The organism is Leclercia sp. S52 (assembly GCF_039727615.1).
Classification (GTDB): domain Bacteria; phylum Pseudomonadota; class Gammaproteobacteria; order Enterobacterales; family Enterobacteriaceae; genus Enterobacter; species Enterobacter adecarboxylatus_B.
The window spans coordinates 3,402,406-3,422,775 of sequence record NZ_CP152474.1 but is presented as its reverse complement, the minus strand read 5'-3'; the positions used below and the strand labels follow the sequence as shown (position 1 = coordinate 3,422,775).

Below are 20,370 nucleotides of genomic sequence, written 5' to 3'. Positions count from 1 at the left end.
TAAATTTGGTTAAGACTCAAATAAATCATCAACTAACCAGGATTACGACCGATAACATCTCCAGACAAACCTGTACCGGTACATCGGAATGTTAAGCCTAAAAACGAATTTAATAGCATTAACGATTCAGGGAAGATCCGCAAAAAATACCTCTGCCCTCGAGCAGGCCATCCGCAATCTCTCCTCTGGCATGCGGATCAACAGTGCGAAGGATAATGCGGCCAATCAGGCGATTGCTAACCGCATGACCAGCCAGCAGAATGCGCTGCAACAGGCGCAACGTAACGCCGGGGATGGTTTGTCGCTGGTGCAGACAGCCGAAAGCGCGATGGGTGAAATTAACAACCGACTGCAGCGCGTCCGTGAGCTCACGGTGCAGGGGCTCAGTGAGTCCTATACTCTGCTGGATGCCGATACCATTCAGGCCGAAATCAATTTAAACCTGAAAGAGATCGATCGGCTGAATACCACCGTCGATTTTAACGGTATCAACCTGCTGGACGGCAGCGCGGGCACGGTCGGTTTTCAGGTCGGCACCCGTGATAATGAGAAAATCTCTCTCGATTTATCGAAAAACTTCAGCGTGGACAGTATAGGCCTGAAGGATTTCGTTATCCGCGGGATCAGCGGAACGGTCTCAGATATAAACCAGGTCTCGGGCAGCGCCAGTAATATCGATCTGACCAGCGGCAATGTCAGCGTCACGTATTCGCCGTCAGGCACCTTTAATTCGCCGCAGCTGGTGCGTAACGCCACCAACAACCAGTATTACATTCAGGATACGGGAAACGACGGCAAGCCTGTCTATTATCAGGCCACCACAATCGCCGAGTGGGATACCGCCAGTGGAACCGGAAACGTGACTGTCAACGCTTCCACTGGAACGCCCGTCTACAGCGGCGTCACCCAGCTCAATGGCCGGTCGATTCCTTCCGTGAACTATCTCGATACCAGCGGCGGGGTATTAAGCAACAGCCCTGCGCCAACGCTTAGAGAATCCAACGGCCATTACTATATCGAGCAGGATGACTTCTATTATCCTGCCACCCTGACATACGGTGCATCCGGTGCCGTCACCGCGCAGATGACCAGCGTACTGGACACGGCTTTTTCCGTTGCTCCTGCTGTCGTAACTTCTACACCTACTATTGATACCACCGCCGCAGCGCTGACGTTTAAAGATGCCAGTAATAATCCGGTCTCCACCGCCAACTCCAGGCTGCTGAAATCGGGTAGCCAGTACATTATGGAAGTGGACGACGGCAGCGGTAATTTTAGCTACTACAATGCCTCGGTGACGGCGACGACTGATGGCACAGCCAGCTCCCTTGTCGTTACGGCGAATAACGCCACCAGCCTGAATAATTTCTCGGACGTTACCCGCGTCAATGGGTCATCACGCGTGACGATGGATCCTGCGAAGGTCAATGTGCGTTACACCGATGCCGACGGCAATACGTCGAACGATGTGCTGCGCCTGGATGCGGACGGTAACTACTACATGGATGTGGTAAACGGCACGGAGTCCAAGAGAGTCACCCTGGTTTTACCCGATGATAACTCCGGCCAGATCATGCTAAAAACGCAGAACGGCGTGGGTGATATCGTACTTTATTATAATGCGTCTATTGGGTCATCGACGGATGCCGCCACCAACTACACCACCCTGAATATCGCGGAAGTCGGGAATGAAATACGGCTGAAAAATCCTCTTAATCCCCTGGCGGCGATCGACAATGCCATTAAGCAGGTTGATGCAAGACGCAGTACGCTGGGCGCCGTGGCTAACCGTCTGGAGTCCACGCAAAATCTTCAGGGGAAAATGTCTGTGGCCGTTAACGCTTCTCGCTCACGTATTGAGGATGCGGATTACGCGGTTGAAGTGACAAATATGGCGCGTGCGCAGATGTTCCAGGAGTCGATGGCATCGCTGTTGACCAAAGCCAATCAGATGCCGCAGGTGGTGTTGTCGTTACTGAATGATTCGATGAAATAAAGCTCCGGTATTCCGGAGCTCAATAAATCTTAGCGAATAACGTTACCGTGCTGTACGCAGCGGCCATCGTTGCAGCTAACCGCATCCACTCTGGCGGCGCGGTGGTTTCTTGCCTGAGCGGTAACCGTCGCGGCAGCCACCGGGTGGTCGGAATTTGCCACTACGGCAGCGCGCTCAACCGGGTGAAAGATTACGCCGGCAAACGCAGAGCACGGGGCGAGTAGTGCCATCGCGATCAGGATTCTTTTCATTCCATTTCTCCGTTGTTTTCTGAGGTGTGAATTCGTTTTAACGGCGCGAGAGTACAGCACAGCGACATGTGAAGTTGTGGGTATGGGTGCTATTGGCTGAGAAGGACGAAGAGAAAGCAGAAACGGAAGGTGTGCAAATTCCCCTGCAGGCGCCAGCATAAGCATATTGATAAAAGAACTGAAAAAAACAGAATTATAAAGGTGGATTTCGTTCCCTTAATAAATCCTTCAGTTCTGTTGGCGTATGCTGGCGCGATAGAGTCTCCTCCTTATCCGATCAGAACAAAATCATTCATATCGATGCTGTTAGCCTTCACGTTTTCTAACGTAATGACATTGCCATTAGCAGGGTTGCCGAGGGTAATCAGGGTACTGTTCCCGGCTCCCCCGGCAATAGTGACGCTGCTGGCAAAATTCGCCACGCTAATGCCCAGTGAACTCAGATCGAGGTAGTCCTGTCCGCCGCTGGGATTACTGTCGAAGCCGTTGGTAATACGGTCTCGCCCAAAGCCTGCGCTAAAGACGAAGGTGTCATTTCCCGTACCACCGGTCAGGATATCGTCACCCTGGCCACCCTCGAGTCTGTCGTTACCCGCTCCGCCCGTCAGTTTATCGTTACCGGCCCCGCCCTGAAGGGTATCGGCACCGTCACCCCCATCAAGGGCGTCATTTCCTGCCCCACCGTTCAGCTGGTCGTTTCCTCCCATCCCATACAAAGCGTCATTACCGCTGCCACCGGTGAGGGTGTTGGCAATGGCATTTCCTCTGCCGGTGAAAGTGCCTGTCCCGGTAAACACCAGGGTTTCAACGTTATTGGTCAACGTGTAATTCAGGAGAGTGGTCTGAACAACATCCGTCCCGCTATTAAGATCTTCCTTGACGATATCTTTCGCATTATCAACCAGATAAACATCATTTCCGGAGCCTCCTGTCATGGTATCGGCACCCTGGCCACCCTCGAGCCTGTCGTTACCCGCTCCGCCTGTCAGTTTGTCGTTACCGGCCCCGCCCTGAAGATTATCGGCACCGTCACCCCCATCAAGGGAGTCATTACCGCTGCCGCCGTTAAGGCTATCGTTGCCGGCACCACCGTTGAGCGTGTCGTTGCCGCCCCCACCGTTCAGGACGTCGTGGCCGATCCCGCCATTGAGGATGTCATTGCCGTTTCCACCATTCAGGACGAGGTTGTTGTTGACTACGACCGGCGGTTTATCGAGCTGACTCGTCCCGAAGATGTTCTCGGGAAGATTGGTCAGGCCCGTGTTGCGTGCCACGATCGCGGCAAAGCCCTGCTCCTCAAGGACGTCGTAGAAGTCCAGATGCTCCACGCGATCGATATAATAGAGCCGGTCACCTTCCTGGATGCGGTCAAGTTGCTCGTGGATGATGACCCAGAAGGTCTGGCCTACCACACCGCCGTTGATATGCTTCTCGGCCAGTCCGCCCACGAACAGATCCACTCTGTCGATGCCTTTGACGGTGTTTCCGTTGACAAATTGATAGCCAGGATTAGCCGCCAGGAAGTCGGCAATCTGAGAATCCTCCAGCACCAGATCAGGATAGGCCTGTTTGAATTGCGCAATGACGGTGTCGCTGAGATTGTTCCGGGCCTGGAAGTCTTCCCATGAACTGTAGGGCGTGAGATCGCCGGCAAATCTGACCGCCTCCTTCACATAGGGATCGCGAGAGGCCAGCAGGTCGGCCCGGATCTGGTTCATCGAACCCAGACCGACGTCCCACTCGCGGGCGACGTCGAAAGCGAACACGTCAGCACTCATACGAACAAGGTCGTTTCGCACAGCATCGACGAGATTGACGTCGACTTCTTCCGCAGCCTGGACAACACCACCGGCAATGATCCCGGCGGCACCGAGCTGCTCATAGCCTGGCTGTGGAGAGTAGGGCAGCTGCGCTTTAGGGAAATTGAATGCGCTCGTATCGTTGGTCGGGTTGAGGAACGCGTCGAACAGCGGTACCTGCGTTGCATTGCCCTGAGCGTCGAGCACCGTCAGCGTCTGCCCTATCATCGAATGACCGAACCGGTAAGCAGCAACCGCGAACTCGTGCGAGACGCGGGCATCCACGTCCGGGTTGTACTCGACGAAGCCGTGATTGCCGTCACCTCTCATGCCACCCAGCAACTTGTCGGCAAAGTCGGTGTAAATAACGCGCTGATATTCAGCCTCGTTGATGATCTTGGCCGCCTGGAACAGCTCTTCAGCGGTTCCAACAAATCCGGCGTCGAGCAATCCGTTGACATGGAAGTTGTGATTCCGCGCCCAGATGTTGTGGACCGCAGTGAGTGCGATGTTCTCGTTCGCCCGTCCATCACCCGCCACGTAGTGGTCGAGCAGGTTGATGAAGGGGTTGGTGTCGAGCAGCAGCGCAAAGCCACTGCCCATGAAATTAGAGGTCATGGCAGGGAGCATCGACGAGTTGATCACGCCATTGCTGTCGACCAGTCCGGCGTAGTACTCCTGGAAGGTCATGTTGTGATCGCCCGGCAGCGAGCCGTCGGTGAACAGCGTGTTGTTGTTCCAGTGATGCAGGATCAGTTCCCTCAGCGTGGGCAGCAGTTTGAAATTTGGATTTGAGGGATCCAGTCCGCCCTCCAGCAGTTTGCCCGTAAACCCGCCCAGTCCGTCGCCTTCGCGCAGGAACTGGCCGACGAGTTCGTTCGAGCCATAGGTTTGGTTCTGGTCAGCGAAGGGCGATGTCTTATTGAGATGCTGCGGGATGCCATTGGCATCAATGCTGTCAACGGTGCCGCGAGTGAGGTCCGCGGGATTTGGCACCGAGCCCGGAGTGCCAATCTGGATGGTTCCGTTACCGCCCTTACCGAGGAAATCGAGACCGTGATCGAAGTACTGACCGAAGGCCGTGAACAAGCTGTTCACGCCGGCGGCGTTGCCGGAAAGGTTTGCTTCCTGAGTGCCAAGGGCATCGCTGATGGCACGCGGATCCAGCCCGGAGAACAGGGGATTGATGTCGCGGTTGTGCGTCGTCTCATTGTAAGCGCCGTAGTGCGCGTCGGTGAGTCGTATGAACGGCTGATCGGCCGAACCATAGTCAAGATGAACACGGTTATTGCCGGTACCTTCGAGATCGCGGATCCCGAGGGCATCGTTGTCTTCACCACCTTCAAGCCCGTTGACGAGATTCTTCAGGTTGGCGACATCACTGGCGGTGAGCGGGAAGGCGCCGTCGCCGCCGACATCGTCATCGTCATCCGCCAACGTTTTTGTGCTCGTTAAGAGAATGGGATCGCCAGGGTTCAGCAGGGTATTCGGGCCGTCAGGCACTGTGCTCTTTTGCTGGGGCAGCGTAGAAGGCCCGGATCTCGACGGCAGCTCAATAGCCGCCTGCGGCGGCGGTGTGCCAGACACACTATTCAGACCCGTGCCGATTACCGGATCGGTACCTTTGTTCACTTCAACTTTGGATAAGATGTTGGCGGTCTGGTTACGGATAATCCATGACGGCGCATCGATAACCGACCCCATCCCGGCGTACTCCGCTTTAAACGAGGGATCAAACAAGCGCTGGAAGGAGTGGTCTGTGGCACCAAACTTGCCTTGCCCTGTGACCAGGTGGCTAAAGCTATCATCGAAGGTACGCATACCGAATGGCACCAGACGGTTGGATAGTATATTGAAGTTGACTCCGTCGACATACGCTTGTGCTACAGAGGCGTGCAGGAGGCTAAATTTCAGGTCAGACTTACGGAGATCGGCCATTTTCGTTTCTCTCAATAATGATGATGAAAAGGCACGAAAAGGCGAAGCCGGTACGCGGCACTCGGATTACGCGCCTGGTATTGCTAACTGAGCGAGTAGACAGAGCGGCTCCGAGCCATGGAAGTTGGAAGTCAGGGCGAACGACCTACATCTCCCCCTTCACTTTACAAAAAGACCCTGTGATGGACATGTTCTGCTCCCACAGGAAAATCGCGACGACTTACTTTGCCAAAGCGATGGCAGGCTTCAGTCAAGCGACCCCCTGAAATTGACTAAAGTCAAAAAGTAAACAACTGTCAATTGTTTGTAACAACTATAAACAACCAGCAATAACTTTAAATTTTTCAATAGCAAAATCGTTGTAAGCGTTCCGTTTAAACGGACCATTCACTTCATGAGATCTTCCGAGAGACTGATTATGTCCCCTGAGGCCCTCGTTGAGGTTTGGAATGCTATTGTCCGGAAATACCTGGATAGTAAATGTGGCTTATAGCTTTATGCGATGCGGTTTTAATGGGGTCAGGCAGAAGGGGATAATGCGCCAGGAATGTCCCCTGCAGGAATCGAACCTGCAACTAGCCCTTAGGAGGGGCTCGTTATATCCATTTAACTAAGGGGACGAAGCGGCACGAGTATAACGCCATTTATACAAGGCGTTAAGCTCGCCACCGCCTGACTGCTTAAAGTGTCGCCATTCAGGCCGAATTTTTATTTTCTTCCGCTTCCTCCTGCTGGGCCTGCTCCCTGGCTTTGATCTCGGCTTTGCGCTTATTCGACATATCGTTACGGATTTGCGCATGGCTCAACAGGGCAAAAATAAAGGTACCGCCGCAGATGTTGCCTGCCAGGGTCGGGATCGCAAATGGCCAGAAGAACTCGCTCCAGTGGATGGTGCCGTTAAAGACCAGATATAAAATCTCCACCGTACCGACCACGATATGGGTGGTATCGGCCAGGGCGATAAGCCAGGTCATCAGAATGATAACCACGATTTTGGCCGAACCGGCAGACGGGAACATCCACACCATGGTGGCGACGATCCAGCCGGAGATAATGGCGTTGGAGAACATTTCGAGCGGGCTGTTTTCCATCACCCCGGTCCCGATTTTCACAAACGCATCGCGGGTGGCCTCGTCAAATATCGGCATATATTCAAACGCCCATGCCGCGACGCCGGTGCCGATAATATTCCCGAACAACACCACGCTCCACAGGCGCATCAGCAGGCCGAAATTGCCCCATGTCGGGCTCTGCATCACCGGCAGTACTGCGGTGACGGTATTCTCGGTAAACAGCTGCTGGCGCGCCATAATCACGATAATAAAGCCAAAGGTATAACCGAAGTTTTCCAGCACCAGCCCACCGGGGATGCCCTCAAACTGAACGTGAAATATCCCTTTAGCCAGAAAAGAGGCGCTCATCGATAGCCCGGCGGCGATGGCTGACCACAGCAGCGCCATGGCATCGCGTTCCAGCTCTTTTTCACCGTCCTGGCGAATATGTTCGTGGATAGCCATGGCACGCGAAGGGAGTTGGTCCTCATCGACCTCAATCTTCTTTCCCCGGCGTTTCTCCTCGCTTTCAACTTCCAGTTCTTCAGTGTGTTTATCTATTTTCTCTTCTTTGAGTTCGTCCATTTTGGTGCTCCTGAGGTGGCTGATACCTTTAAGCGTAGCGGTTTTTGCCCCGACGCCCGTGGGTATGCTCTTAAATTCCTGTTATGGCAATAAAGGCGATACATCCCCGGCAAAGGCCGTATAAAATTGCCAGCCTAACGAAAACCTAAAGCCAGGCTATTCTGAGATCATAAAGAGGGTGTTTTATTGCCCCGATTTGTGGTCGTAGACATCAGTAAGCGTGCTGATACAATCACTTGCACATTTACAGACGGAGCGCGAAAGCGCCAGTACGGATGGCTTTTGCTGATAGCCATACTTAACAGGGAGAAAGATATGAAACTTCGGCTTTCGGTGGTTGCGCTGGGCACCACGTTGCTGATGGGCTGCGCCAGTTCTGGCGAGCAGCAGGGGCGCTCCGATCCTCTGGAAGGATTTAACCGCACCATGTATAGCTTCAACTACAACGTGCTGGATCCCTATGTGGTACGTCCGGTCGCGGTCGCATGGCGTGATTATGTTCCTCAACCTGCCCGTAACGGGCTGAGTAACTTCACCAGCAACCTTGAAGAGCCTGCGGTGATGGCGAACTTCTTCCTGCAGGGCGATCCCTACCAGGGGATGGTCCACTTCACCCGCTTCTTCCTGAACACCCTGTTAGGGATGGGCGGCTTTATTGACGTTGCCGGGATGGCGAATCCGAAGCTGCAACGCGAGCAGCCACACCGTTTCGGTAGTACGCTGGGTCATTACAATGTGGGTTACGGCCCGTATGTTCATTTACCGTTCTACGGCAGCTTCACGCTGCGTGATGATGGCGGTGATGCGGTCGATACCCTCTATCCGGTACTGTCGTGGCTGACCTGGCCGCTGTCGGTGGGTAAATGGACGCTGGAAGGGGTGGAATCGCGCGCACAGCTGCTGGATTCAGACGGTCTGCTGCGTCAGTCTTCCGATCCGTACATCATGGTGCGTGAAGCCTACTTCCAGAACCATGACTTTATTGCTAACGGCGGTAAGCTGAAACCGGAAGATAACCCGAACGCGAAAGCGATCGAGAATGAACTCTCCGAGATTGATGCGGAATAAAAAAGAAAAGGTGAGCACGAGGCTCACCTTTTTTTATCGCTACGTGATTAGAACGCGTAGTTGAAGTTGGTCCCGAACAGCCACGCCTTGCCTTCAGAAGTGAAGTTATACGCAGCCGGGCCTTCGCCCTCGGTGAAGCTGACTTTCTGACCATGCATATAAGATGCGCCCACGTCGATAGAGGCATCATCGTTAAAGGCGTAGGTCATACCGGCGCTCAGCCACAGACGGTCCTGATCCGGGATGGAGATGGAACGCTTGTCGGCCGGAACCGGGCTGTCGTCAAAGGCGATACCGGTGCGGAAGGTCCAGTTCTTGTCGTAGTAATAGGTGGTACCCAGCGCGATACGGTACGCATCTTTAAAGCTTTCATCTTTATAGAACAGGGTTTGACCGTTGTTGCCGGTGGCCTTCAGCTCCTGGAACTGGCTCCAGCTGGTGTAGGTCAGACTGTAGTGAACAGCCCACTGCGGCGCCACGAGGTTATACCCGGAGACTTCCCACATTTCTGGCAGATGCAGCGACAGAGAGCCGCTCTCGGTGCGGCCACCGGTGCCCGACGGCAGACCCATACTGCCCAGGATGCTGTTCAGGGCCGGGTTGATGGAGCTCTTATAGTCGCCGTCGAAGTCGATTTTCACTTCAGAGCGGTAGGTCAGACCCCAGCGGTTGTTTTTATCCAGCTCATACAGGATACCGGCGTTCCAGCCGAAGCCCCATTCGTCGCCTTTCAGGTAGGCAATCTGATCGTCAGGCTCGTTGATCCCATTCAGGTAGGATGGCGGTACGCGGCCGGTCAGCTGACGTGACAGCAATGGACCCAGCGAACCTGCATAACGCTCAATTTTGGCTTTCGCGTAAACGGCATCAAAGCCCAGGCCAAAGCTCCAGTTGCTGTCGAGACGATAGGCTCCGCTCAGGTTCAGGTTGAGGGTTTCCAGATCGGTTTTACCGCCGTAGATACCCGCCGCGTAGCTGTCGTTAAATTCGGTTGCCAGACCGTAGTTGGAAGTGACAGACGCACCCCAACCAAACTGGTCGTTGATTGGCATAACAAAGTGCACGTTAGGCACCCAGGCGGTCGGGGCGATATTGTCCTGGTCTGCACTCTGTCCTGTTAAGGCGGAGTTACCCGTGACGTTGACATCGGGATCGATATAAACGGCACCGATAGAGAAGGTCGGGCGATCAAACATGGTGATCAGCGCCGGGTTACGGCTCGCATTCCCTGCGTCATCAGCGATGGCACCTTCCCCGGAATAGGCGCGGCCCAGGCCTGAGGAAGAGAACTCATTTAGCTGAAAGCCCGCTGACCAGGCGGAGGTGGAGACGATTGCCACTGCGATTGCGAGCGCAGTTTTTTTGAACAGGGTTTTCTGGCTCATGACCATAACCTCATTGAGTTATTTTTATTCAATATTTGTTACACACCGTAACAGGAGCGCGAAGTGTAGGGTCTGTGGTAACACTTAGAAATCAGACCAGTGGCGAGAGTATAGGTCTGACCAGATAGAATGTTGCAAGTCTGTTTATTAATATTTACTGATATGTTTTTCGAAACGGGATCTGGTTGGCAAAATTGTGACCAGTTCGCTTACTCCAAACGGGTGATTTTTGTTTTAGATCATTTTTACGTGTGATATTGCTCACTTACCGGCTTTTACGCCATTAACGACTGGAGCCGCTTTCGGGCGGGGCGTAAAATATCAGCATCTTGTCTATTTCGCGCCGTGCGCGACTACAGAGGAAATCTACTATGAGTAAATGCAGTGCTGATGAAACCCCGGTTTGCTGCTGTATGGATGTGGGTACCATCGTGGATAACACGGATTGCACCGCCTCTTACAGCCGTGAGTTCGCCAGCCGTGCCGAAGCCGAAGAGACGCTGGCCGCACTGACTGCGAAAGCCCGCGGCGTTGAGTCTGAACCGTGCGACATCACCTCCACCTTCACCGAAGTAAACGGCGGGGTGCGCCTGGACATCGATTTCGTGTTCAGCTGCGAAGCTGAGTCTCTGATTTTCCAGCTCGGTCTGCGTTAATTTCCCTTCAACGCCTCCATTCATGGGGGCGTTTCGTTTGTGCTCTGTGGCTTCGCTCGCAATTTTTCTTCTCCCCGATTGGCTAATGTAAAAATTTGGTTAAGACTGTTATCAGGTCAGACCACTTTGCGCATTTGTTATTCACAGGGGAGCGTTATGAGTCAGGCATTACCGCTAATCACCCGTCAGGGCGATCGCATTGCCATTGTCAGTGGATTACGTACGCCATTTGCCCGTCAGGCGACGGCGTTTCATGGCATACCTGCCGTCGATCTGGGAAAAATGGTGGTGGGGGAGTTGCTGGCTCGCAGCGAAATACCTCCTGAGGTGATTGAACAGTTGGTCTTCGGCCAGGTGGTGCAAATGCCGGAAGCGCCCAATATCGCCCGTGAGATCGTGCTGGGCACTGGCATGAACGTCCACACCGACGCCTACAGCGTCAGCCGCGCCTGCGCCACCAGCTTTCAGGCGGTGGCGAACGTCGCAGAAAGCCTGATCACGGGCACCATTCGTGCCGGCATCGCTGGCGGCGCGGACTCCTCGTCTGTCCTGCCGATCGGCGTCAGCAAAAAGCTTGCCCGCGTGCTGGTGGATGTCAATAAGGCCCGCACCACCGGGCAGCGTTTATCCCTCTTCTCGCGCCTGCGTTTGCGCGATCTCCTCCCCGTGCCGCCTGCGGTTGCGGAATACTCCACCGGCCTGCGGATGGGCGATACCGCCGAACAGATGGCGAAGACCTACGGCATTACCCGCGAACAGCAGGATGCCCTGGCGCACCGCTCGCATCAGCGTGCCGCTCAGGCCTGGGCGGAAGGCAAGCTGGCGAACGAGGTGATGACCGCCTACACCCCGCCTTACCGCGAGCCGCTGAGCGAAGATAATAATATTCGCGGCACGTCCACGCTGGCCGATTACGCGAAACTGCGTCCGGCCTTCGACCGTAAGCACGGCACCGTGACCGCCGCCAACAGCACGCCGTTAACCGATGGCGCGGCGGCGGTGATCCTGATGACCGAATCCCGCGCCAGAGAGCTGGGGCTGATCCCGCTCGGCTATCTGCGCAGCTATGCCTTTACCGCCATTGATGTCTGGCAGGACATGCTGCTGGGACCGGCCTGGTCCACGCCGCTGGCGCTGGAGCGTGCCGGGCTCACCATGAACGATCTGACGCTGATCGACATGCATGAAGCCTTTGCCGCCCAGACCCTGGCCAACCTGCAGCTGCTGGCAAGCGATCGTTTTGCCCGGGATGTGTTAGGACGCGCCCACGCTACGGGCGAGGTCGATGAAAGTAAATTTAACGTGCTGGGGGGCTCCATTGCCTACGGGCACCCCTTTGCGGCGACCGGGGCGAGGATGATCACCCAGACGCTGCATGAGTTGCGCCGTCGCGGCGGTGGGTTTGGCCTGGTTACCGCCTGCGCGGCGGGTGGCCTGGGCGCCGCAATGGTTCTGGAGGCAGAATAATGGAGATGACAACGGCGTTTACCCTTAATGTGCGTCCGGACAACGTGGCGGTGGTGACCATCGATGCGCCAGACGAAAAGATGAATACCCTGAAAGCCGAGTTTGGCGGTCAGGTCCGTGCGATCCTGAAGCAGGTGCGCGAAAACAAAGCCCTGCGCGGGCTGGTGTTTATCTCGGCCAAACCGGACAACTTTATTGCCGGGGCCGATATCAACATGATCGCCCGCGCCAACAGCGCCCAGGAAGCGGAAGCGCTGGCCCGTCAGGGGCAGCAGATCATGGCCGAAATTCATGCCCTGCCGATCCCGGTGATTGCGGCGATCCACGGCGCCTGCCTCGGCGGTGGTCTGGAGCTGGCGCTGGCCTGCCACGGACGAATTTGTACCGACGACGGCAAAACGGTGCTGGGCCTGCCGGAAGTACAGCTCGGCTTGTTGCCCGGCTCGGGCGGCACCCAGCGTCTGCCGCGGCTGGTGGGCGTCAGCACGGCGCTGGAGATGATCCTCACCGGCAAACAGCTGCGTCCACGCCAGGCCCTGAAGGTCGGGCTGGTGGATGAGGTGGTTCCGCATGCCATCCTGCTGGAGGCCGCAGTGGCGCTGGCACTGAAAGACAAACCGGCCGGCCGTCAGTTACCGGTGCGCGAGCGCGTGCTGGCAGGGCCGCTGGGCCGTACGCTGCTGTTCAAAATGGTGGCGAACAAAACCGAACAAAAAACCCAGGGGAATTACCCGGCGGCAAAACGCATCCTCGAGGTTATCCATACCGGTCTGACCCAGGGCAGCAGCAGCGGCTATGCCGCAGAAGCCAAAGCCTTTGGCGAGCTGGCGATGACCCCGCAGTCCCAGGCGCTGCGCAGCCTCTTTTTTGCCAGCACCGAGGTCAAAAAAGATCCCGGCAGCGAGGCCGAACCTGCGCCGCTCGACGCCATCGGCGTGCTGGGTGGCGGGCTGATGGGAGGCGGTATCGCCTTCGTGAGCGCCAGCAAAGGCAAATTACCGGTGCGGATCAAAGACATCAATCCGCAAGGGATCAACCACGCCCTGCAGTACAGCTGGCAGCTGCTTGATAAGAAGGTCAAACGCCGCCATATCAAAGCCAGTGAGCGCGACCGCCAGCTGGCGCTGATCTCCGGTACCACGGATTACAGCGGCTTCCGCCATCGCGATGTGGTGATTGAGGCGGTATTCGAAGATCTGACGTTGAAACAGCAGATGGTGGCCGAGGTCGAAGCGCACTGCGCGCCGCACACCATCTTTGCCTCCAACACCTCGTCGCTGCCCATTGGCGATATTGCGGCGCAGGCCGCACGTCCTGAACAGGTGATTGGGCTGCATTTCTTTAGTCCGGTTGAAAAAATGCCGCTGGTGGAGGTGATCCCTCACGCCAGCACCAGTCCGCAGACCGTTGCCACCATTGTAAAACTGGCAAAAATGCAGGGCAAAACGCCGGTGGTGGTGGCCGATAAGGCCGGGTTCTACGTCAACCGCATCCTGGCACCTTATATCAATGAAGCCATGCGCCTGCTGACCGAAGGGGAGAAGGTAGATCACATTGATAATGCGCTGGTGAAGTTTGGTTTCCCGGTCGGCCCAATCCAACTTTTGGATGAGGTGGGAATCGACACCGGCACTAAAATTATACCTGTGCTGGAAAGTGCTTACGGGGAACGATTTAGCGCCCCTGCAAACATTGTTTCCGCAATCTTGAATGACGATCGCAAAGGCAGAAAAAATGGACGCGGTTTCTATCTTTACGATCCAAAAGGGCGTAAAAGCAAGAAGCAGGTAGACCCGGCGATTTATGGGCTTATTAAACCCACCGGCGAGGGCAAACTCTCCGCGACACAGTGTGCAGAACGCTGCGTCATGATGATGCTCAACGAGGCGGCGCGCTGCTTTGGTGAGCAGGTAATTCGAAACGCGCGCGACGGCGATATTGGCGCGGTGTTTGGCATCGGTTTTCCACCTTTCCTGGGTGGCCCGTTCCGCTATATGGATAGCATTGGCGCGGGTGAAGTTGTTGCGATTTTACAACGACTGGCTGTGCAATATGGGCCGCGGTTTACACCGTGTGACACATTATTGCAGATGGCGGATCAGGGGCTGCGATTTTGGCCAGCAAAGGAAACTGACCCGGTAAATTAAGGTCAAATAAGAGTAAATCCGCCGTTGAAGGGTCTGGTCTTGTCTAATTTGTAAACAGACATTGACTATACTTACGCCGTTGAGGTAAAAAACAGCGTTTCATTCAACGGATGGATCAGGCACAATGCCCGGCCATCGGGTTTTCTACCTCGTGATGAGTTCACGCGGGGTGTTAACGCCGGTGATCCTGGTCAACAAAAGCGGTGCAATATGCAAGTTTTTATCATGCGTCACGGTGACGCGGCACTCGATGCTGCCAGTGACTCTGTTCGTCCTCTGACGCCTTGCGGCTGTGACGAGTCCCGTCAAATGGCAACCTGGTTGAAAGGGCAAAAAGTGGATATTGAACGTGTCCTCGTCAGCCCGTTCCTGCGAGCTGAACAGACACTGGAAGTGGTAGGGGAGTGTATGAACCTGCCTGCCGGCGTCGATGTTCTGCCCGAGCTTACCCCCTGTGGCGATGTGGGGCTGGTCAGTGGCTATCTTCAGGTGCTATGCAATGAAGGCGTCGCCTCTGCGCTGGTGATTTCCCATCTGCCGTTAGTCGGCTACCTGGTGTCTGAACTCTGCCCGGGCGAAACGCCGCCGATGTTCAGCACCTCCGCCATTGCCAACGTTACCCTCGATGAAAAGGGTGTCGGTGTGTTCAACTGGCAGATGAGCCCCTGCAATCTGAAGATGGCGAAAGCTATCTGACGTAAACCACATCCAGGCGGGTAGCCTCAGCCACCCGCCTGCCTGTCAGGGCAGCTCAGGCGGTTGCCACTCTTCTACTTCAATCAGCACCAGCAAAGCGGCATCGCCGCCGTACTCTTTGGGTGCCTGATGAAAAGCCATCACGTGCGGATGCTGGGCAAGCCACAACGGGGTTTGCTGCTTGAGGATATGCTTTCCGTGGCCGTGCATCACGCAGGCGCAGAACAGATGTTCCCGGCGGCAGGCCGCAATCAGCGCGCCCAGCTCCTGTTTGGCCTGCATTTGGGTTAACCCGTGCAGATCGAGAAACAGCTCCGGCGAATAATCCCCACGACGTAATTTTTTCAGCTCGAAATGGCTGACGTCCGCGCGCACGTACTTTACCGCGCCCTCGGTGTTCAGCAGCGGCTGGAACTCATCGGAAAAATAGTGGCTGGCATCGGCCTGCTCCTGAATCAACCGTTTTACCGGAACTTCACTCACTTTTTTGCGTAACGGAGGGTGGACGATGGTGTCCTGTTTGATTTTACGCGTGCCGGTCATCAGCTGACGAAACAGCGTTTGATCCTCCTCGCTCAGCGATGTTTTCTTTTTCATGGGTCCGTCTCATCTCTTATTTCCGACAGTGTACCTGACTAGCCGCACGGCAAAACGCATTTTTTACCCGCAAGGCGTTAGCGACAGTGCTGATTTATCGCCGTCTTCGTGGCACACTAGCCGCCGAAAATTTAGCGAGCATGCCCTGGAGAATATAATGGATAAAATTTTTGTCGATGAAGCGGTGAATGAGCTGCAAACCATTCAGGACATGTTGCGTTGGGCGGTCAGCCGTTTCAGCGCGGCCAATATCTGGTACGGTCACGGCACCGATAACCCGTGGGACGAGGCGGTGCAGCTGGTCCTGCCGTCCCTCTATCTGCCGCTGGATATCCCGGAAGACATGCGCTCAGCGCGTCTGACCTCCAGCGAGAAACACCGCATCGTTGAGCGCGTGATCCGCCGTGTTAACGAACGTATCCCGGTGGCCTACCTCACCAATAAAGCCTGGTTCTGCGGCCATGAGTTCTTTGTCGATGAACGCGTGCTGGTGCCGCGCTCGCCGATCGGTGAACTGATCAACAACCATTTCGCCGGTCTGATTGACCATCAGCCAGAGCACATTCTGGATATGTGTACCGGCAGCGCCTGCATCGCCATTGCCTGCGCCTACTCCTTCCCGGATGCGGAAGTGGACGCCGTCGACATCTCCCCGGATGCGCTGGCGGTAGCGGAACACAATATTGAAGAGCACGGCCTGATCCATCACGTGACGCCGATCCGTTCCGATCTGTTCCGCGATTTGCCGAAAGTGCAGTACGACCTGATCGTCACCAACCCGCCATACGTTGATGCAGAAGATATGTCCGACCTGCCGAACGAATATCGCCACGAACCTGAACTGGGTCTGGCGTCCGGCTCCGACGGTCTGAAGCTGACCCGTCGCATCCTGGCCTGCGCGCCGGATTATCTGACCGATGACGGCATTCTGATTTGTGAAGTGGGTAACAGCATGGTACATCTGATGGAGCAATATCCGGATGTGCCGTTCACCTGGCTCGAGTTCGACAACGGTGGCGACGGCGTCTTCATGCTGACCAAAGCGCAGCTTCTCGCCGCGCGCGAACACTTCAGCATCTACAAAGATTAATCCAACGGGCTTCGGCCCGTTTCACATTGCGCAAACACAGAAAGCTCAAACACAGAACAACGAAAACGGAGCCGTGATGGCAGGAAACAGTATTGGACAATTATTCCGCGTGACCACCTTTGGTGAGTCGCATGGTCTGGCGCTGGGTTGCATCGTTGATGGCGTACCGCCAGGCATCGAACTGACTGAGGCCGATTTACAACACGATCTCGACAGACGTCGCCCTGGGACATCGCGCTACACCACCCAGCGCCGCGAGCCGGATCAGGTCAAAATCCTGTCAGGCGTCTTTGAAGGGCGCACCACCGGCACCAGCATTGGTCTGCTGATTGAGAACACCGATCAGCGTTCGCAGGACTACGGCGCCATCAAGGACGTGTTCCGTCCGGGCCACGCCGACTACACCTACGAGCAAAAATACGGTTTTCGCGACTATCGCGGCGGCGGACGCTCCTCCGCCCGTGAAACCGCCATGCGCGTTGCCGCAGGCGCTATCGCTAAAAAATACCTGGCGCAGAAATTTGGCATCGTCATTCGCGGCTGTCTGACCCAGATGGGCGATATCCCACTGGCGATCGCAGACTGGGATCAGGTTGAACAAAATCCGTTCTTCTGCGCGGATGCCTCGAAGCTGGAGGCGCTGGACGAACTGATGCGCGGCCTGAAGAAAGAGGGCGACTCCATCGGTGCCAAAGTCACGGTCGTGGCTGACGGCGTACCGCCGGGCTGGGGTGAGCCGGTCTTTGACCGCCTCGACGCCGACATCGCCCATGCGATGATGAGCATCAACGCGGTGAAAGGGGTGGAGATTGGCGATGGTTTTGACGTTGTGGCCCTGCGCGGCAGCCAGAACCGCGATGAAATTACGAAAGAGGGCTTCCAGAGCAACCACGCGGGCGGCGTGCTCGGCGGTATCAGCAGCGGGCAGCAGATTGTCACCCATATTGCGCTGAAACCGACCTCCAGCATCACCGTACCGGGGCGCACCCTGAACCGCGCGGGCGAAGAAGTTGAGATGATCACCAAAGGGCGTCACGATCCGTGCGTCGGGATCCGCGCGGTGCCGATCGCAGAAGCGATGCTGGCGATCGTGCTGATGGATCACTTCCTGCGCCAGCGCGCGCAGAATGCGGATGTGACGACCCCACTTCCACGCTGGTAACCATGAAAAAAACCGCAATTGCTCTGCTGGCACTGCTCGCTAGCGGGGCCTCGCTGGCGGCAACGCCGTGGCAGAAAATCACCCACCCGGTAGCGGGAAGCGCCCAGTCGATTGGCGCGTTCTCGAATGGCTGCATCGTCGGCGCCGAGGCGCTGCCGCAGCAGTCCACCACTTATCAGGTGATGCGCACCGATCAACGCCGCTACTTTGGTCACCCGGATCTGGTGCTGTTTATTCAGCGGCTGGGCAATCAGGTGCATAACCTGGGGCTGGGCACGATGCTGATTGGCGATATGGGGATGCCGGCAGGCGGCCGCTTCAACGGCGGCCACGCCAGCCATCAGACCGGGCTGGATGTCGACATCTTCCTCCAGCTGCCGAAAACCCGCTGGTCGTCGTCCCAGCTGCTGAAGCCGCAGGCGCTCGATCTGGTCGCCAGCGATGGCAAGCGCGTGGTGCCGTCGCTCTGGTCGCAGGACGTCTCCAGCATGATCAAGCTGGCGGCGAAAGATAACGACGTCACGCGCATCTTCGTCAACCCGGCCATCAAGCAGCAGCTCTGCCAGGATGCCGGCACCGACCGCGACTGGCTGCGCAAAGTGCGACCCTGGTTCCAGCACCGTGCGCATATGCACGTGCGTCTGCGCTGCCCGGCGAACAGCCTCGAGTGTGAAGATCAACCGTTACCACCGCCAGGCGATGGCTGCGGCGCGGAATTACAAAGCTGGTTTGAGCCAGCGAAACCTGGACCTAAGCCTGAGAAGAAGACACCGCCTCCGTTGCCGCCTTCCTGCCAGGCGCTACTGGATGAACATGCCCTGTGATGGACCAATTTACTGAGTTGTTTATGGTGTCGCCGCTGCTGCTGGTGGCGCTGTTTTTTATCGCCATGCTGGCCGGTTTTATTGATGCCCTGGCCGGCGGCGGTGGATTGCTCACCGTTCCGGCGCTGCTGGCGGCGGGGATGAGCCCGGCCCAGGCGCTGGCGACCAACAAGCTGCAGGCCTGCGGCGGGTCGTTATCCGCATCGATCTATTTTATCCGCCGCAAGGTGGTGAGCCTGGCCGATCAGAAGCTCAATATCCTGATGACCTTTATCGGGTCGACCAGCGGCGCGCTGCTGGTTCAGCACGTGCAGTCCGACGTATTGCGCCAGATTTTGCCGATCCTCGTCATCTGTATTGGCCTCTACTTTTTGCTGATGCCGAAGCTCGGGGAAGAGGATCGTCAGCGCCGCCTGCACGGACTGCCTTTTGCCCTGATCGCCGGCGGCTGCGTCGGCTTCTATGATGGCTTTTTCGGCCCCGGCGCCGGATCGTTTTACGCTCTGGCGTTTGTCACCCTGGCCGGGTTTAACCTCGCCAAATCCACCGCCCACGCTAAGGTACTGAACGCTACCTCTAACCTGGGTGGCCTGCTGCTGTTTATCATCGGCGGGAAGGTGATCTGGGCGACCGGCTTTGTGATGATGGCCGGGCAGTTTCTGGGCGCACGGGTAGGATCGCGCCTGGTATTAAGCAAAGGGCAACAGCTCATCCGTCCGATGATTGTCATTGTCTCGGCCGTCATGAGTGCCAAACTTCTTTATGACAGCCACGGACAGGAGATCCTCCACTGGTTGGGGATGAACTAATGAACAGTACGCATAAATATGAACAGCTGATCGAGATATTCGACGGCTGTTTTGCTGATGATTTTAATACCCGTCTGATTAAAGGCGACGACGAACCGATCTATCTTCCTGCAGATGCTGAGCTTCCGTATAACCGGATCGTCTTCGCACACGGCTTTTATGCCAGCGGTTTGCATGAAATATCGCACTGGTGTATTGCCGGAAAAGCGCGCCGCGAGCTGGTGGACTTTGGCTACTGGTACTGCCCGGACGGGCGTGACGCGGCGACCCAGGGACAGTTTGAAGATGTGGAAGTGAAACCCCAGGCGCTGGAGTGGCTGTTCTGCGTGGCGGCAGGATTCCCGTTCAACGTCAGCTGTGACAACCTCGAAGGCGACTTCGAGCCAGACCGTATTGTCTTCCAGCGCCGCGTTCACGCGCAGGTGATGGAGTATCTTGAGAAGGGCATCCCGGAACGTCCGGCACGCTTGATCAAGGCTTTACAGAATTATTACCACACGCCGGAGATCACGGCGGAATGCTTCCCGTGGCCGGAAGATCTATAACTGAGGAAAGAAGATGATCGCAGAATTTGAATCACGCATTCTGGCGTTAATTGATGACATGGTAGAACACGCCAGTGACGATGAGCTGTTCGCCAGCGGTTATCTGCGTGGACACCTGACCCTGGCCGTTGCCGAGCTGGAAGCCGGTGACGACCATTCACCACAGGCGGTGCACGCTGAAGTGTCCCGCAGCCTGGAAAAAGCCATCCTGGCGGGCGAACTCTCTCCGCGCGACCAGTCGCTCGTGCTGGGAATGTGGGAAACCTTGTTTCAGAAAGCCAGCCTGAACTAATCAGGTATCGC

Annotated in this window: 17 protein-coding genes and 1 tRNA gene; 12 read left to right on the top strand and 6 right to left on the bottom strand. The window is 56.2% G+C overall.

The features are described from left to right. Positions 1-88 precede the first annotated feature (88 nt). Positions 89-1,996 (top strand): flagellin, encoded by a 1,908-nt coding sequence (locus AAHB66_RS16425; RefSeq protein WP_347113629.1) that lies wholly within the window; start codon positions 89-91, stop codon positions 1,994-1,996. Between the two features lie 29 nt (positions 1,997-2,025). Here AAHB66_RS16425 and AAHB66_RS16420 read toward each other — a convergent pair whose 3' ends face one another. The 4 genes from AAHB66_RS16420 to AAHB66_RS16405 form a co-directional block, all read right to left on the bottom strand. Then, positions 2,026-2,247 carry a hypothetical protein gene (locus AAHB66_RS16420; protein ID WP_347113628.1) on the bottom strand — a complete coding sequence of 74 codons (222 nt, stop codon included), beginning with the start codon at positions 2,245-2,247 and terminating at the stop codon, positions 2,026-2,028. 269 nt (positions 2,248-2,516) lie between these two features. Then, entirely contained in the window at positions 2,517-5,984 is a 3,468-nt protein-coding gene (locus tag AAHB66_RS16415) for a peroxidase family protein (protein WP_347113627.1), read from the bottom strand. A 548-nt stretch (positions 5,985-6,532) separates the two neighbouring features. Beyond that, positions 6,533-6,604, bottom strand: a tRNA-Arg gene (locus AAHB66_RS16410). A 75-nt stretch (positions 6,605-6,679) separates the two neighbouring features. Beyond that, entirely contained in the window at positions 6,680-7,621 is a 942-nt protein-coding gene (locus AAHB66_RS16405) for a formate/nitrite transporter family protein (protein WP_347113626.1), read from the bottom strand. 315 nt (positions 7,622-7,936) lie between these two features. Between AAHB66_RS16405 and mlaA the strand changes: the two genes are divergently transcribed. Continuing rightward, the gene (gene mlaA, locus AAHB66_RS16400) at positions 7,937-8,689 is read left to right on the top strand and encodes a phospholipid-binding lipoprotein MlaA (RefSeq protein WP_347113625.1); all 753 of its coding nucleotides are present in this window, start codon (positions 7,937-7,939) and stop codon (positions 8,687-8,689) included. Between the two features lie 47 nt (positions 8,690-8,736). Here mlaA and fadL read toward each other — a convergent pair whose 3' ends face one another. After that, positions 8,737-10,074 (bottom strand): long-chain fatty acid transporter FadL, encoded by a 1,338-nt coding sequence (fadL, locus tag AAHB66_RS16395; protein ID WP_347113624.1) that lies wholly within the window; start codon positions 10,072-10,074, stop codon positions 8,737-8,739. A 371-nt stretch (positions 10,075-10,445) separates the two neighbouring features. On the opposite strand from fadL, the gene AAHB66_RS16390 reads away from it, so the two are divergent. From AAHB66_RS16390 to sixA, 4 genes are all read left to right on the top strand, one after another. After that, positions 10,446-10,730 (top strand): YfcZ/YiiS family protein, encoded by a 285-nt coding sequence (locus tag AAHB66_RS16390; RefSeq protein ID WP_142486589.1) that lies wholly within the window; start codon positions 10,446-10,448, stop codon positions 10,728-10,730. Positions 10,731-10,886: 156 nt separating this feature from the next. Beyond that, positions 10,887-12,197 carry an acetyl-CoA C-acyltransferase FadI gene (gene fadI, locus AAHB66_RS16385; protein ID WP_347113623.1) on the top strand — a complete coding sequence of 437 codons (1,311 nt, stop codon included), beginning with the start codon at positions 10,887-10,889 and terminating at the stop codon, positions 12,195-12,197. Then, positions 12,197-14,344, top strand: coding sequence for a fatty acid oxidation complex subunit alpha FadJ (gene fadJ, locus AAHB66_RS16380; RefSeq protein ID WP_347113622.1), 2,148 nt, complete (start codon positions 12,197-12,199; stop codon positions 14,342-14,344). Before fadI ends, fadJ begins: the two co-directional genes overlap by 1 nt. A 210-nt stretch (positions 14,345-14,554) precedes the next feature. After that, on the top strand, positions 14,555-15,040 hold the full coding sequence (sixA, locus tag AAHB66_RS16375; RefSeq protein WP_142486586.1) for a phosphohistidine phosphatase SixA: 486 nt from the start codon (positions 14,555-14,557) through the stop codon (positions 15,038-15,040). A gap of 45 nt (positions 15,041-15,085) precedes the next feature. Here sixA and smrB read toward each other — a convergent pair whose 3' ends face one another. After that, the gene (gene smrB, locus AAHB66_RS16370; protein ID WP_337014147.1) at positions 15,086-15,637 is read right to left on the bottom strand and encodes an endonuclease SmrB; all 552 of its coding nucleotides are present in this window, start codon (positions 15,635-15,637) and stop codon (positions 15,086-15,088) included. Positions 15,638-15,794: 157 nt separating this feature from the next. On the opposite strand from smrB, the gene prmB reads away from it, so the two are divergent. The 6 genes from prmB (at position 15,795) to AAHB66_RS16340 (ending at position 20,359) form a co-directional block, all read left to right on the top strand. Continuing rightward, positions 15,795-16,727 (top strand): 50S ribosomal protein L3 N(5)-glutamine methyltransferase, encoded by a 933-nt coding sequence (gene prmB, locus AAHB66_RS16365; protein WP_337014149.1) that lies wholly within the window; start codon positions 15,795-15,797, stop codon positions 16,725-16,727. 76 nt (positions 16,728-16,803) lie between these two features. Then, positions 16,804-17,889: a chorismate synthase gene (aroC, locus tag AAHB66_RS16360; RefSeq protein ID WP_337014151.1), complete on the top strand. Its 1,086-nt coding sequence runs from the start codon at positions 16,804-16,806 to the stop codon at positions 17,887-17,889. A 2-nt stretch (positions 17,890-17,891) separates the two neighbouring features. Next, positions 17,892-18,713: a penicillin-insensitive murein endopeptidase gene (mepA, locus tag AAHB66_RS16355; RefSeq protein WP_347113621.1), complete on the top strand. Its 822-nt coding sequence runs from the start codon at positions 17,892-17,894 to the stop codon at positions 18,711-18,713. After that, complete coding sequence (locus AAHB66_RS16350; RefSeq protein ID WP_347113620.1) at positions 18,713-19,522, top strand: sulfite exporter TauE/SafE family protein; 810 nt, start codon at positions 18,713-18,715, stop codon at positions 19,520-19,522. The genes mepA and AAHB66_RS16350 overlap by 1 nt, the downstream gene beginning before the upstream one ends. Further along, positions 19,522-20,067, top strand: a complete 546-nt coding sequence (locus AAHB66_RS16345) for an elongation factor P hydroxylase (protein ID WP_347113619.1) — start codon at positions 19,522-19,524, stop codon at positions 20,065-20,067. The genes AAHB66_RS16350 and AAHB66_RS16345 overlap by 1 nt, the downstream gene beginning before the upstream one ends. 13 nt (positions 20,068-20,080) lie before the next feature. Next, positions 20,081-20,359: a YfcL family protein gene (locus tag AAHB66_RS16340; protein ID WP_106994715.1), complete on the top strand. Its 279-nt coding sequence runs from the start codon at positions 20,081-20,083 to the stop codon at positions 20,357-20,359. The last annotated feature ends 11 nt before the right edge of the window (positions 20,360-20,370 follow it).